Below are 15,444 nucleotides of genomic sequence, written 5' to 3' on the forward strand. Positions count from 1 at the left end.
CTTTCGCCCTAGCCCTCCCCTGCATTGGGGAGGGAATGCAATGTACCAATTTGCTCCTCCCTTAAAACGGGAGGCTAGGGAAGATCATGCCAAAAATTGGCTTTTGGAGTAGAAAAATGTCTCATTCATTACCGATGCTGCAAGTTGCTTTAGATAACCAAACCCTAGACGACGCGTATAAAACCACCCGCCTGATTGCGGAAGAGGTCGATATTATTGAAGTCGGCACAATCCTTTGCGTTGGTGAAGGCGTGCGCGCCGTTCGCGATCTAAAAGCGCTCTATCCACACAAAATCGTACTGGCCGATGCCAAAATCGCCGACGCAGGAAAAATTCTTTCGCGCATGTGCTTTGAAGCCAACGCGGATTGGGTCACCGTTATTTGCTGCGCCGATATCAACACCGCCAAAGGTGCACTCGACACCGCGAAAGAGTTCAACGGCGATGTGCAAATTGAGCTGACCGGTTTTTGGACGTGGGAACAAGCCGCAGAGTGGCGTACCGCAGGCATTCAGCAGGTGGTTTATCACCGCAGCCGTGATGCGCAGGCCGCTGGCGTTGCATGGAGTGAAGCCGATATCTCCGCTATCCGCCGCCTCGCCGATATGGGCTTTAAAGTCACCGTCACCGGTGGATTGGCGTTAGAAGATTTGCCGCTGTTTAAAGGCATCCCAATTCACGTATTTATCGCTGGCCGTAGCATTCGCGATGCCGCAAGCCCAGTTGAAGCGGCTCGCCAATTCAAACGTTCTATCGCCCAGCTGTGGGGCTAAGGTAAATATCATGCTCCAGAAAGCCGTTCCTCTCGGAATTTACGAAAAAGCGCTCCCTGCGGGAGAAGACTGGCTGCCTCGATTGCAGTTAGCAGCCGAACTCGGTTTCGATTTTGTCGAGATGTCAGTTGATGAAAGCGATGCACGTCTGGCACGGCTTGACTGGAGTCGTGAACAGCGTTTGGCATTGGTGAACGCCATTGCCCAAACCGGCGTGCGCGTCCCCTCGATGTGCCTAAGCGCGCATCGCCGTTTCCCTTTGGGTTCTGAAGACGACAGCGTTCGTGCTCAAGGCCTAGAAATCATGCGCAAGGCTATTCGCTTGGCACAAGACGTCGGCATTCGGGTGATCCAGCTCGCAGGGTACGACGTTTACTATCAAGAAGCCAACAACGCGACCCGCGAACGCTTCCGCGCAGGATTGAAACAGTCGGTCGAGATGGCTAGCCGTGCTCAGGTCACGTTGGCCATGGAAATCATGGACTACCCGCTGATGAATTCAATCAGTAAAGCTATGGGCTATGCCCATTATCTGAATAATCCTTGGTTCCAGCTCTATCCAGACATCGGCAATCTCTCTGCGTGGGATAACGATGTGCAAATGGAATTACAGGCTGGAAGCGGCCACATTGTGGCGGTTCATGTCAAAGATACTCAGCCAGGCGTATTCAAAAACGTACCGTTTGGTACCGGCGTCGTTGATTTTGAACGCTGTTTTACCACCCTCAAAGAAACCGGCTACTGTGGCCCTTATCTGATTGAAATGTGGAGTGAAACGGCTGCCGATCCGGTCAAAGAAGTTAAGGCCGCACGCGACTGGGTGAAACAACGTATGACCAACGCCGGGCTTCAGGTTGAGGAGACTCTCTAATGCAGCAGCTCAAACAGCAGGTTTTTGACGCCAATATGGCCCTCCCTCATTACGGTCTGGTCACGTTCACATGGGGCAACGTCAGCGCGATCGATCGCGAGCGCGGTTTGGTAGTTATCAAGCCGAGCGGCGTGCCGTATGAAACCATGCAGGCTGAAGACATGGTGGTGGTAGATCTTCAGGGCAATATCGTCGAAGGCCGCTATCGTCCCTCCTCCGATACGCCGACGCACCTTGAACTCTACCGCCGCTATCCACACCTCGGCGGCATTGTGCACACCCATTCCACTCACGCTACCGCATGGGCGCAGGCAGGGTTATCCATTCCCGCGCTTGGCACTACCCATGCAGACTATTTCTTTGGTGATATCCCCTGCACTCGCGCCCTAACCGCCGCTGAAGTTGCAGGGGAATATGAGCTCAACACCGGCAAAGTGATTGTGGAAACGCTGGGCGATACCAACCCACTGCATACGCCTGGGATCGTGGTGTATCAGCATGGGCCGTTCTCATGGGGCAAAGATGCCGTCGATGCAGTGCATAACGCCGTCGTGATGGAAGAGGTGGCAAAAATGGCGTGGATTGCCTGTGGTATTAACCCACGGCTACGCCACATTGACGGATATCTGATGAATAAGCATTTCAGCCGCAAACATGGGCCGAATGCCTATTACGGGCAGAAGTAATTCTTTGATATCTAAGGAAGGCTACCATGACAATTAACGCGTTATTTGTGCAAAGCAATCCGGCACGTCGTCGCTATGGTGTGGCAACACTGGTCGGTTTTGCCACGGGGATTATGTCGGCGTTTGTGAAATGGGGGGCTGAAGTTCCCCTACCGCCACGAACGATTACCGATGGCCGCGCTGAGTTTAATCCGCCCTATCTGTTTTTACGTGATTATCTTGGCATCGATCCAACCACGACGGTGTATACGTTCTCAGAACATATTATTAATCCAGTGATGGTGACTCACATTATCTTCTCATTGGTCTTTGCCATCGGCTATTGCATCGTGGCAGAACGTTTCCCAAAGGTGAAAATGTGGCAAGGACTGATGGCGGGAATTATTTCAACGATTGCGGTTCACGGTATTAGTTTCCCCTTGCTGGGGCTCACACCGCCGCTGTCTCAACTCCCCGTTGATGAATATATCTCGGAGATTTTGGGGCATCTCTTTTGGTTCTGGTCAATTGAGCTGATTCGCCGCGATCTGCGTAACCGAATTACCCATGAGCCAGATGCAGAAGTACCTATCACGGCCATGAGTCGGTAAATCTAGTCCATTCTCCTGTAGCCCTCGCTGGCCTTCCCTGTCAAAGGGGAAGGTTAGATGGGGTTAACTACACGCCATACCCCATCATTTTCATAATATTTTGCGCCTGTTGAACGGCCTCTTGGCGATGCGCAACGCCGAGCTTTTGATACAAATTACGAATATGGGTTTTAATGGTGGTTGCGGCAACGTCAAGTTCACCGGCGATTTGTTCATTGCTATAGCCAGAATAAATCAGCCCCAGAACCTGCCATTCTCGCTGGGTTAACGGGCTGGTACGAATCAGCTCCGGCACCTGTGGGTGATTGAGCAGTCGTTCAACAAAGCCCTCATCAAAATGCGCAAACTTATGCCGATGATGCTGGTTGATATCACGCAGAATGCGCTGAGCGCGGTGCTGATCTAGCTCTGGCAGCGTATTGAGCTGCAATAGCTGACGCAGCTGCTGTGCCATCACTTCGCCCTCAACCACGAAATGACTGACAAAACCGGTACGATTAGCCAAACTTAGCGCTTCAATCAATACGCGCAGCGCTTCGCTTTTGCGATCGGTGCTCCAATACAGCAAATTACACAGCAGCAGGTTACGATTGAGATCGCTCACCAAGCGCAAACGCCTGGCCTCTTCGTTTAGCTCATCGAGCACCACTTCGGCTTCTTCATAGCGTCCCAGCAGAATTTGTACTCGCGCAATGTTGCGCCACTGCCCTTGTAGGAAATGGTTATCTGCCCGCGATGGTTTTTCCGCCTGCATCAGCCACTGCGTAGCGGCAGCACGGTCGCCGGTCATCTGCCACGCAATCACCCGCGGCTTGTCGGTATTGGTTTGCCAGTCTCGATGGTAATGACCAGCCTGCAATAAATTCTCACAGCGCCGCAAATATTGGTTAGCGTTGTCCAGATTGCCACGCGCCAAAGAGCACTTGGCTAACATCGCCAAGCATTGCAGCTGCTGCTGTGGTTCATAGTTCGCTAGCACTTCCAGACCTTTACGGGCGGCTTCTTCGGCTTCGTCTAAACGCATCCACGACCACAAAACCTGCGAGCGAATTCGCAACAGGAATTCATGCATCGGCAATTGCTCTAAATGCTGTTCATGGATCAGCTCAAAAGCTTTGTCTTGAGTCTCATAGGCCGCTTGTAAAAAGCCCTGCGCAATGAGAATTTCGCTTTGTTGCAGCATCGCCCACAGCGCGTAATGGTAGGCCTGATGGCGACGCGCAACCTGCTCCGTTTGTTGCATCATCGGCAGCGCACGGGCTAAATCACCTTTGCAGTGGTGGACTTCCCCCATCACCGAACTGGTAACAATACGGCTGTAATAGCTGCTGATCGGCAAATGTTTTAACGCTTCCACGGCCAGCCGTTCGGCATCGTCAGGGCGACCATCGTTGATCGCCACCTGTGCCCGTAATGCATCAAACTCGGCTAACATCACACCATCTATTTCAATTTTCTGCACATGCATTTCATGCTCAGCGCGCTCCAGCAGAGTATTCACCTCGCTGTAACGATGCTGGCTCTGTGCCAGCCACGCTTGTAGCAGCGCCAATCGAGGGTTTTGAATCAGTTTTTCATACGGCAGGGCTTTTAAGCACTCTTCCAGCAACGAAAGCTCGCTTTGATGGAACAGCTCCCATGCATGCTGGAGTAGCACATCGCGCAGCATCTCGACGTCGCCTGCCGCTAATGCATGATGGATTGCCTCGGCGGGAAAGCCCTGATCGAGCCAACCCTGCGCCGCTCGACGATGAAGATCGGGCAAATCTGCTGCCAGTTCCCATTGGCAGCGCTGACGTAAAAAATTGGCAAATAATGGATGGAAGCAAAACCATTCGCCATCGGCGTCCATTCGATGAATAAACAACCCCTGCCGCTCAAGCTCTTCCAACTGCTGTTGACCGTTATCCTCACCGGTTAAGCGAGTCAGCAACACATCATTCATCGAACGCAGCACTGAGCAGCGCAGCAAAAAGTTACGCGTCGTCGCATCAACGCGATCGAGCACTTCATCCACCAAATAATCAGAAAGATGGCTAGCGTTGATCTTCGCTAAACGTCGCGCTGACTCTTGCGCCGTGGTGGTTGATTGGCGCACGGAAAGCGCAATCAGCTGTAGCGCCGTCGGCCAACCTTCAACCTCATCGCACAGCTGATGGCTTTCAGTGTCTGCCATCGGCGCTTTCAAACGATGATTGAAAAATTGTGATGCTTCTTGATGAGTAAAGGCCAGCTGCTTAGTGCCCACTTCTAAAAGCTGCTCGCGCACGCGTAAATTAGCGATGCCCAGTGGGGGAAGCGTGCGTGACAATAAAATGACGGTGAGATTATCTGGCTGATGGCGCAGGAAAAAGCGCATCGCCTCATGGATTTGCGCATTAGTGATCAGATGATAATCATCAATAACCAAGCATAGCGGTGCCGACCAATCTGAAAGCTCAATAAAAAGCTGGGCAAATAACGCCGACAGCGTGGCGTACTGATGTTTTTGGCTCATTGCTTCGCTTTTGCTGCAATGTCCGCCGGTAGCTTGCTGCAAGGCCGCAATCAGATAGCTGGCAAAGCGCTCGGGCTGGTTGTCGCTCTCATCTAAAGAGAACCAACCTAAATGCGCATTTTCCTCTGCCCACTGCGCTAATAGCGTGGTTTTACCATACCCCGCCGGCCCATTAACCAGCACCAGACGGTAGTTACCGGCTGACGCAAGCTTGGTTAATAACCGTTCGCGTACCACCGTATTTTGCAGTCGCACAGGGCGACTTAATTTCGACGGAATGAGCATGGTAAATTCCCACAAAGAAAGCCCAAAGCAAACCACAGCAATATATAAGTTTTAAATATTGCTTAATTATTTCGCGCTTCGTAATTAATTAGTCCTGTTTAACTTGGGATATCACACCAATTAATGCAACAGAGCATGACGACTAGGTAGCAGGAAATTGCAGTCGATCACACTTCTCACATCTTCTTACATCTTTGCTGAGAAAATGACTCAGTACGGTTTCATTGATTCTCTGTTTAGGTTAGCGCTTCATCTTTTTCTCTTGCTGGCGCGAAGCCGCATTTCAGCACGGCTTCCCTCGACATAGGAACATTTTTGCTCCTATTCTTAATCCTTTAGTTGCGAGTTTATTGCACAGCCTTTGTCGATTTTATGGGCTACATCTTGGTAATCAGAGCTGAATTTACACGCCTGTGACGCGGAATATAACGGGTTTGGATCACAGTTTTGCCTACGCCCCGCCCCTCCTCCCCGCCTCATCCCCCTTCGGGAGGATGTTATAAAACCGGTGGGTCGGCAGGATAACGTCAATTCCTGAACTTTATGCTTTGAGAGAGACTGATATGTCGCACATACCATTTGATAAGGACGTATTCTTGGCGGCGCTGACCCGCCAATGGCAGCACTTCGGACTAACCGCATCAAACCAGATGACGGAGCATCAATGGTGGCAGGCTGTGAGTGCGGCAATTGCCGAGCAGCTGTCTGCATTACCGCAGCCAAAGGCCGTGGCAAAAAGCGAACTGCGCCATGTTAACTACCTATCCATGGAGTTTCTGATTGGCCGCTTAACCGCAAACAATTTGATTAATCTGGGCTGGTATGACGCCGTAGAAAAAGCTCTCGCAGCGCATGACGTTCTGCTCAGCGATTTATTGGAGCAAGAAACCGATCCCGCGTTGGGCAACGGCGGCTTAGGTCGTTTAGCGGCCTGCTTCTTGGACTCCATGGCAACCGTTGAACAACCGGCAACAGGCTATGGCTTGTGCTATCAATATGGCCTCTTCCGTCAGTCCTTTAGCGAAGGTCACCAGATGGAGGCGCCAGACAACTGGGAGCGCGAAAGCTACCCGTGGTTCCGCCATAACAGCGCCCTGAACGTAGACGTTAACTTTGGCGGTAAGCTGGTCAAACAGCCAGACGGTTCAATGCGATGGCAGCCAGCGCTCACGCTGCGCGGCGAAGCATGGGATTTACCGATTCTGGGCTATCACAACGGCGTGAGCCAACCGCTACGCCTGTGGCAGGCCACTCATGCGCACCCGTTTGATTTGACTAAGTTCAACGATGGCGAGTTCCTCAAAGCAGAAAGCGACGGTATTGAAGCTGCCAAGCTCACCAAAGTGCTTTACCCCAATGACAACCATCAGGCCGGTAAACGCTTACGCCTGATGCAGCAATATTTCCACTGCGCCTGCTCCGTGGCTGACATTCTGCACAAACACCATCTGGCAGGCCGCAAGCTGGCCGACTTACCGAAATATGAGGTGATTCAGCTCAACGACACGCACCCAACAATTGCGATCCCCGAACTGCTGCGCGTGCTGCTAGACGAACATCAAATGTCGTGGGATGAAGCGTGGGCCATCACCAGCAACACCTTTGCCTATACCAACCATACGTTAATGCCTGAAGCGCTGGAATGCTGGGACGAGCGCTTAGTTCGCAGCCTGCTGCCACGCCACTTTGACATCATCAAGCAGATCAATGCGCGCTTCAAAAAACTGGTTCAAAAGCAATGGCCTAACGATGAAGCGGTATGGGCTAAACTGGCCGTTCACTACGATAAACAAGTGCGCATGGCTAACCTATGCGTGGTGGGCGGTTTTGCGGTCAACGGCGTTGCCCAGCTGCATTCTGATTTAGTGGTTAAAGATCTGTTCCCTGAATACCACCAGCTCTGGCCCAACAAATTCCATAACGTCACCAACGGCATCACGCCGCGCCGTTGGCTAAAACAGTGTAATCCTGCGCTGGCGAGCCTTATCGACAAGACGCTGAAAAAAGAGTGGGCTAACGATTTAGACGTGCTCAAAGGCCTTGAATCCTATGCCGACGATGCGAAGTTCCGCCAAAAATATCAGGCCATCAAGCGTGACAACAAAATCGCATTAGCCAAATACGTTAAAAACGTGATGGGTCTGGAGCTTAATGTCGATGCGATCTTTGATGTGCAAATCAAACGCCTGCACGAATACAAACGCCAGCACCTGAATCTCTTGCACATTCTGGCGCTCTATCACGAACTACGCGACAACCCTCAGGCTGACCGCGTACCACGCGTTTTCCTGTTCGGCGCAAAAGCCGCTCCTGGCTACTATTTGGCTAAAAATATTATCTACGCGATCAACAAAGTCGCGGAGAAGATCAATAACGATCCGCTGATGAAAGGACGTCTTCAGGTCGCATTCATTCCTGACTATCGTGTTTCTGTCGCCGAGCTCATGATCCCTGCGGCTGATATCTCTGAGCAGATCTCCACGGCGGGCAAAGAGGCCTCAGGCACCGGCAACATGAAGCTCGCCCTCAACGGCGCATTAACCGTCGGCACGCTGGATGGTGCGAACGTCGAAATTGCGCAGGAAGTGGGTGAGGAAAATATCTTTATCTTCGGCCAAACCGTAGAGCAGGTGAAAGCCACGCTCGCCAAAGGCTATCAGCCTAAGGCGATTTATCGTAAAGATAAGCAGCTGAAATTGATTCTGGATGAGTTGGCAAAAGGTCATTACAGCAACGGCGATAAGCAAGCGTTCGATCAAATGCTGCATAGCCTGTTAGACGGCGGTGACCCTTACTTAGTCTTGGCTGATTTTGCTGACTACTGCCGCGCGCAAAAGGAAGTGGACGTCTTGTATCGCGACCAAGAGCAATGGACACGCGCCACAATTTTAAATACCGCACGCGTCGGTATGTTCAGCTCTGACCGGTCAATCCGCGATTACCAGAAGAGAATCTGGCAGGCAAAGCGTTAAGGAGCTGTTCCATGCAAGAGAAAACAACGCCACCAATGGAACAAATAACGGAGCACCAGCAGGCCGAGCGGAAGCTGCTGGAAAGTCTGGCGGCGGAAGCCGGTATCGCGGCCAGCTATATCAATGCTCATGGCAAACAACAGGCGATCAGTGCAGAAACCAAGCAGCGCCTGCTGGAAGCGATGCATCCCTTCACGCCGACTCAGGTCGGCTCACCGGTTCCGCCGGTGATGGTGTTTACCCAAGGCCGCCCATGCATTCTCAATCTTTATATCACCGGAGAATACACTTGGACGCTCGCGCTAGAAGCCCACTCGTCAGATAAATCGGCACCTACCGCGACTCGTTTCCAAGGAAAAATACAGCGACGCAAAACGCTGACGCTGCCGCGTGACCTACCGCTGGGCTATCATCAGCTCACGTTAAGCGATGAAACGCAGCAGTGGACTTGCCAGATTATCGTGACACCTCAACGCTGTTATGAGCCAGACGCCTTGCTGACCGGCCGTAAACTTTGGGGTGCCTGCGTACAGCTTTATACGCTGCGATCTGATAATAATTGGGGCATCGGCGATTTCGGCGATCTCAAACAGATGGTGCTAAACGTGGCGAAGCGTGGCGGAGCGTTTGTCGGCCTTAATCCGATCCATTCGCTCTACCCTGCTAACCCAGAAAGTGCCAGCCCCTACAGCCCATCCTCGCGTCGCTGGTTGAACGTGGCCTACATTGATGTCAACCAAGTCGAAGAGTTTAAGCTCAGTGACGAAGCACAAACGTGGTGGAACAATACTGAAACGCAGCGACGCCTAAGCGAAGCTCGCGCCAGCGAATGGGTCGATTATTCCAGCGTTATCTCGCTAAAGATCAATGCGCTACAGCGCGCATTCCCCGCGTTTATCCAGCAGAAAGGCAGCCATAAGCGCCTGAAAGCGTTCCGTCAGTTTGTTGAACAAGGCGGTCATAGCCTGTACCAGCAAGCAGCGTTCGATGCATTACATGCGCATCTGAATGCCCAAGATCCCACCATGTGGGGCTGGCCAGTATGGCCCGATAATCTGCGCAGCGCAGACAGCAGCAGCGTAGCCGATTTTTGCCGTCAGCACGCGGATAAAGTCGATTTCTACCTCTGGCTGCAATGGCTCGCCTACAGCCAGCTTTCAGAATGTTTCGAAGTTTGCCAGCAACAAAAGATGCCGATTGGGCTGTATCGCGATCTCGCCGTTGGCGTCGCCGAAGGTGGTGCTGAAACTTGGGGTGAAACCGGGCTATATTGCCTGAAAGCCTCGGTAGGCGCACCGCCGGATATTCTTGGCCCACTGGGGCAAAACTGGGGACTTCCGCCGATGGATCCCCACGTGATGGCAGCGCGGGCCTATCAGCCGTTCATTGATATGCTGCGCGCGAACATGACCTGCTGCGGCGCATTACGTATCGATCACGTCATGTCGATGCTGCGCCTGTGGTGGATCCCCTATGGCGAAACCGCCGATAAAGGCGCCTATGTGCGCTATCCGGTTGATGATTTACTGGCCATTTTAGCGCTAGAAAGCCAGCGCAATCAGTGCATGGTTATCGGTGAGGATCTCGGCACGGTGCCCGTTGAAATCATCGCTAAACTGCGTGATTGTGGCGTCTACTCCTACAAAGTCCTCTATTTTGAGCACGATCAGGAAAACAGTTTCCGCGCGCCGCAGTCATACACCGTACAAGCGATGGCAACCATCACCACCCACGATCTGCCAACGCTGCGCGGCTATTGGCAAGCCGATGATTTGCATTTGGGCAGGGAGCTGGGGCTTTATCCCGATCTTGAGGTGCTGAGAAAACTGCATCAGGATCGCGAGGCGGCTAAGCAAGGATTGCTAGATGGTCTGCATCAATATGGCTGTATACCGCAAAAGGTTGGGCGACGAGCTGACCGCTTAGCCATGAGTCCGGTCCTCAACCGTGGTTTGCAGCGTTACGTGGCGGATAGCGCCAGCGCTTTACTCGGCCTACAGCCAGAAGATTGGCTGGATATGGAAAAGCCCGTCAATATTCCGGGTACCAGCGACCAATATCCTAACTGGCGGCGTAAGCTTACCCAAACCCTAGAACAGATGTTTAGCGATCCTGATATTAATCTGCTTATCAGCGATTTAGATAAACGCCGCCGCAAGGTTTCTGCGGCTTAACTCAACGTCTCTGCCAATAGACCGTGAAAACGATTTTCGCGGTCTATTTTTCCGCTAATACTTTTTTCCCATTCGATATCACAAAAAATAACCCTCCGTTTAGCAAATGTATCTAGAAAAGCTGGCTATGCTTAAAAATGGTTAATTTATAAGTTAGCCACCCAATAAAAAAGCCAGCAGGCGGTGATGCTGTAGCGATTTGTGCCTTTGTGTTTTTACTCAAAAATTATCGAGTAACACTCACAAAAAATATTCTGAATGGCGGGCATGATGTCTATTAGCAATTATTCAGAAACGAATGATTGAATGATGGATTCATGCTGTGAATCTAAGGAAGAATGCCATGTCCGTACTTCCCAGCAGTCAAATGCTGCAACAGCTTCTAGCGGGTCATTGTGCTGACCCTTTTTCTATCTTAGGCATGCATCAAACCTCCAAAGGTTTGGTGGTACGCGCTCTGCTGCCTGATGCAACGTCCGTGCAGGTGCTCGACCGCAAAACAACGCGTATGGTTGCTCAGCTTGATCTGATCGACGAACGCGGCTTTTTTACGGGCCTGTTGCCTCGCCGTAAAAATCCGTTTGATTATCTGCTCAACGTCGCATGGAACGATCATCAACAAATTATTGAAGACCCCTACCGTTTTGGCCCCTTACTCGGCGAAGTCGATAATTGGCTGCTCACCGAAGGTAAACATCTACGTCCCTATGAAAGTTTAGGTGCCCACCCCACGCATCTGGCTGATATCAGCGGCGTCAGCTTTGCCGTTTGGGCACCGAATGCGCAGCGGGTTTCCGTGGTTGGCGAATTTAATTTTTGGGACGGCCGCCGCCATCCCATGCGTATCCGACAAGAGAGCGGCATTTGGGAGCTTTTCATTCCCGGCGTGCAGGCGGGTCAACTGTATAAATTCGAGCTTATTGATGCACATGGCAACACCGTGCTTAAAGCCGATCCCTATGCCTTTGAAGCACAAATGCGTCCAGATACCGCCTCGCTAGTGACCCCATTACCAGACAAAGTTCCACCGGATGCAAAACGCAGCGCGGCTAATCAGCTCAACGCGCCGGTCTCCATCTATGAAGTGCATTTAGGCTCATGGCGACGCCACAGCGATAACAACTTCTGGCTCAGCTATCGTGAAATGGCAGAACAGCTGGTGCCCTACGTCAAAGACATGGGCTTCACCCATATCGAACTGCTGCCGATTAACGAACACCCGTTCGATGGCTCATGGGGCTATCAGCCGCTGGGCATGTACGCGCCAACTCGCCGTTTCGGTACGCCAGAAGACTTCCGCTACTTTATGGATAAAGCCCATGAAGCGGGGATCAACGTGCTGCTGGATTGGGTTCCCGGCCATTTCCCTAGCGATACTTGGGGGCTGGCAGAGTTCGACGGCACCGATTTATATGAATATTCAGATCCGCGCGAAGGCTATCATCAGGATTGGAACACCTTGATTTATAACTATTCACGCTATGAAGTGCGCAATTTCTTAGCCGGAAACGCGCTGTACTGGATGGAGCGTTACGGCATTGACGGCCTGCGCGTAGACGCCGTTGCGTCGATGATCCACCGCGATTACAGCCGCAAAGAGGGAGAATGGATCCCAAACTGCTTCGGCGGAAACCATAACCTCGAAGCCATCGATTTTCTGCGCTATACCAATAAAACCATCGGTGAACAGCGCCCCGGCGCCGTCACGATGGCAGAAGAGTCCACCGATTTTCCCGGCGTTACGCTGCCGCCAGACGCCAACGGTTTGGGCTTCCATTACAAGTGGAATATGGGCTGGATGCACGACACGCTGGACTACATGAAGCTCGATCCGGTCCATCGTAAATATCACCATAACTTAATGACGTTTGGCTTGCTGTACGCATGGAGTGAAAACTTCGTACTGGCGCTGTCGCATGACGAAGTCGTGCACGGTAAACGCTCCATGCTCGACAAAATGCCCGGCGATGCATGGCAAAAATTTGCCAACTTGCGCGCCTACTACGGCTTTATGTGGGCTCATCCGGGCAAAAAACTGCTGTTTATGGGCTGTGAATTTGCCCAAGGCCGCGAGTGGAATTTCGAGACCAGCCTTGACTGGCATTTGCTAGAAGGTGAAGACAACTGGCACAACGGCGTACAGCGGCTGGTGCGCGATCTCAACCATTGCTATCGAGACTATCCGGCGCTGCATCGCTGGGATTGTGATGCGCGCGGCTTCCACTGGCGCGTCGTCGACGATCATGAGAATTCGGTGTTTGCCTTCGTTCGCCGCGATGAAACAGGCAACGAAGTTTTGGTTGTCAGCAACTTCACGCCGGTACCGCGCGAGCATTATCGCATCGGTGTTGAGCATGCAGGGCACTACCAAGAAATCATGAACACCGATTCTTACTATTACCACGGCAGCAATGTGGGCAATCAAGGCGGCGTTGATAGCCAACCCGTTGGCAGCCACGGCTGTCAATATTCTATTGAGATCGCCGTGCCACCGCTGGCCACGCTCTATTTGCAGCTAGCGCCTCAACCAGCGCCATCCTCGGAGGCTGTGTCTGATGCTAAAACCCGGTAATCCGGGCCCGTTGGGAGCCCACATCACGCCTGAAGGCGTCAATTTTGCGCTCTTCTCGTCTCACGCGACGCGGGTTGAGCTGTGCATTTTTGACAAAACTGGGCATCAGGAATCCTACGAGCTTCCGGCACGCAGCGGCGACGTTTGGCACGGGCTGTTACCTGGGGCAAAAGCGGGGTTGGAATATGGTTATCGCGTTCATGGCTCGTGGCGTCCTGAAAAGGGCCAGCGCTTTAACCCCGCTAAATTGCTGATCGATCCTTACGCTCGCGAACTCACGGGCACATTACCCTTGGACGATCGCCTGTGTGGCGGCCTACACGAGCCAGACTGGCGTGACGATCGCGATGTCGTCCCCCACTGCATCGTGCATGAAGAGATCTACGACTGGGAGAACGATCGTCCCCCTCATGTTTTATGGGGGGATACCGTGATTTATGAAGCTCATGTCCGCGGGCTTACCCAGCAACATCCGGGAATTCCAAAGGAATTACGCGGCAGCTACGCCGCTCTTTCTCATCCGGTGATGATTGAATACCTAAAACGTTTAGGCATTACCGCGTTGGAACTGCTGCCGGTACAGCTTCACGCCGACGAGCCTCGTTTACAGAAAATCGGCCTAACCAACTATTGGGGCTACAACGTTCTCGCCCCTTTTGCCATCGAGCCTAGCTTTCACTCTGGCCGCAGCAAGACCACCCCGTTGAGTGAATTTCGCGACGCGGTCAAAGCGCTGCACGCCGCCGGAATTGAAGTCATTCTCGATGTTGTGTTTAACCATACCGCCGAGCTGGACGAGACCGGCCCGATGGTGTCATTGCGCGGCATCGATAACCGCAGCTATTACTGGCGAAACGCGCAAGGCGCGTTAGAAAACTGGACCGGCTGTGGCAACGCGCTGAGGTTAACGCAGCCGCATAGCGTGCAGTGGGTCATGGACTGCCTGCGCTATTGGGTTGAAGAGTGCCATGTGGATGGTTTTCGCTTTGATTTAGGCACCGTGCTTGGACGCAACGCTGATTTTCATCGGCATGCGCCGTTGTTTATTACCATCGCCCAAGATCCTGTTCTCTCTCGGGTGAAGTTCATCGCCGAACCGTGGGATATCGGCCCCAATGGCTACCAGTTAGGGCATTTTCCTCTCACCTTTTCGGAATGGAACGATCGTTATCGGGATGAAGTTCGCCAGTTTTGGTTACAGGGCTCTGTCAGCGCAGGCGCGTTTGCCGAGCGTTTTGCAGCCTCAAGCCAGTTATTTCGCCATCACGGGCGCGCACCGTCGTCGAGCATTAACCAAATCACCGCTCACGACGGCTTTACGCTGCACGATTTAGTGAGTTTTAACGACAAACATAATCTGGCTAACGGCGAGGAAAACCGCGACGGCACTAACAGCAATTACAGCAACAACCACGGCGTGGAAGGGATAGACGCCGATGAGGACGTTCAGCGCCGAAGAAGCCGTAGCCAGCGGGCATTGCTTGCCACGCTGCTGCTCTCACAAGGCGCACCGATGATTCTGGCCGGAGATGAAATGGGTCACAGTCAGCAAGGCAATAACAATGCGTACTGCCAAGACAATGAAATCGCTTGGCTAGATTGGTCCTGCGCAGATACCGCCTTAACGGAGTACACCGCCTCGCTAATTCAGCTGCGTAAGCGCATACCCGCGCTCTGCGCCAACCGGTGGTGGGATGAAAACGATGGCAACGTGGTCTGGCTGAACGCCCATGCACAGCCGCTCACGCCCGATGAATGGCAGGCTATCGGTCCGTCACTGCTACAGATTCAGCTATCTGGCGACTGGTTAATGATCGTGAATCCAGCGCAGAACGACGCTGAGGTTTGCCTTCCTGCGGGTCATTGGCAAGCGTCTGCGCCATTCAACGCATTGGATACCGTAAACAACACTGAACGCGTGGTCATGCCTGCACACAGCATATGCGTACTGATTCGTTCATAGCCCTACAACGCGCAGTCCAAGGCCTAAAGAGCGGACTGCACGCATAAAAACAAGGAGTCAG

The 15,444-nt window shown here is 52.6% G+C and carries 9 protein-coding genes; 8 read left to right on the forward strand and 1 reads right to left on the reverse strand.

Translation table 11 applies throughout. From position 1 onward, the window contains the following. The first annotated feature begins 116 nt into the window (after positions 1–116). The 4 genes from U0008_RS20260 to U0008_RS20275 are packed head-to-tail and all read left to right on the forward strand — an operon-like array spanning position 117 to position 2,920. Positions 117–773 (forward strand): 3-keto-L-gulonate-6-phosphate decarboxylase UlaD, encoded by a 657-nt coding sequence (locus U0008_RS20260; RefSeq protein ID WP_096388616.1) that lies wholly within the window; start codon positions 117–119, stop codon positions 771–773. Between the two features lie 10 nt (positions 774–783). Beyond that, positions 784–1,644 carry an L-ribulose-5-phosphate 3-epimerase gene (locus tag U0008_RS20265; RefSeq protein ID WP_043489451.1) on the forward strand — a complete coding sequence of 287 codons (861 nt, stop codon included), beginning with the start codon at positions 784–786 and terminating at the stop codon, positions 1,642–1,644. Continuing rightward, positions 1,644–2,330, forward strand: coding sequence for an L-ribulose-5-phosphate 4-epimerase (locus U0008_RS20270; RefSeq protein ID WP_043489453.1), 687 nt, complete (start codon positions 1,644–1,646; stop codon positions 2,328–2,330). Before U0008_RS20265 ends, U0008_RS20270 begins: the two co-directional genes overlap by 1 nt. A gap of 26 nt (positions 2,331–2,356) precedes the next feature. Beyond that, positions 2,357–2,920, forward strand: a complete 564-nt coding sequence (locus U0008_RS20275) for a YagU family protein (protein WP_043489455.1) — start codon at positions 2,357–2,359, stop codon at positions 2,918–2,920. 67 nt (positions 2,921–2,987) lie between these two features. On the opposite strand, the gene malT is transcribed toward U0008_RS20275, so the two are convergent. Beyond that, the gene (malT, locus tag U0008_RS20280; protein WP_043489458.1) at positions 2,988–5,702 is read right to left on the reverse strand and encodes an HTH-type transcriptional regulator MalT; all 2,715 of its coding nucleotides are present in this window, start codon (positions 5,700–5,702) and stop codon (positions 2,988–2,990) included. Positions 5,703–6,265: 563 nt separating this feature from the next. Here malT and malP point away from each other — a divergent pair. The 4 genes from malP (at position 6,266) to glgX (ending at position 15,383) form a co-directional block, all read left to right on the forward strand. Beyond that, positions 6,266–8,674 carry a maltodextrin phosphorylase gene (malP, locus tag U0008_RS20285; protein WP_043489460.1) on the forward strand — a complete coding sequence of 803 codons (2,409 nt, stop codon included), beginning with the start codon at positions 6,266–6,268 and terminating at the stop codon, positions 8,672–8,674. A 35-nt stretch (positions 8,675–8,709) separates the two neighbouring features. Then, complete coding sequence (gene malQ, locus U0008_RS20290) at positions 8,710–10,848, forward strand: 4-alpha-glucanotransferase (protein WP_043489563.1); 2,139 nt, start codon at positions 8,710–8,712, stop codon at positions 10,846–10,848. Between the two features lie 343 nt (positions 10,849–11,191). Continuing rightward, positions 11,192–13,420 carry a 1,4-alpha-glucan branching protein GlgB gene (gene glgB, locus U0008_RS20295; protein ID WP_043489463.1) on the forward strand — a complete coding sequence of 743 codons (2,229 nt, stop codon included), beginning with the start codon at positions 11,192–11,194 and terminating at the stop codon, positions 13,418–13,420. After that, positions 13,404–15,383, forward strand: coding sequence for a glycogen debranching protein GlgX (gene glgX / locus U0008_RS20300; protein ID WP_043489465.1), 1,980 nt, complete (start codon positions 13,404–13,406; stop codon positions 15,381–15,383). Before glgB ends, glgX begins: the two co-directional genes overlap by 17 nt. The last annotated feature ends 61 nt before the right edge of the window (positions 15,384–15,444 follow it).

Origin of the sequence: Hafnia alvei, assembly GCF_034424155.1 — a bacterium.
Lineage (GTDB): Bacteria > Pseudomonadota > Gammaproteobacteria > Enterobacterales > Enterobacteriaceae > Hafnia > Hafnia alvei.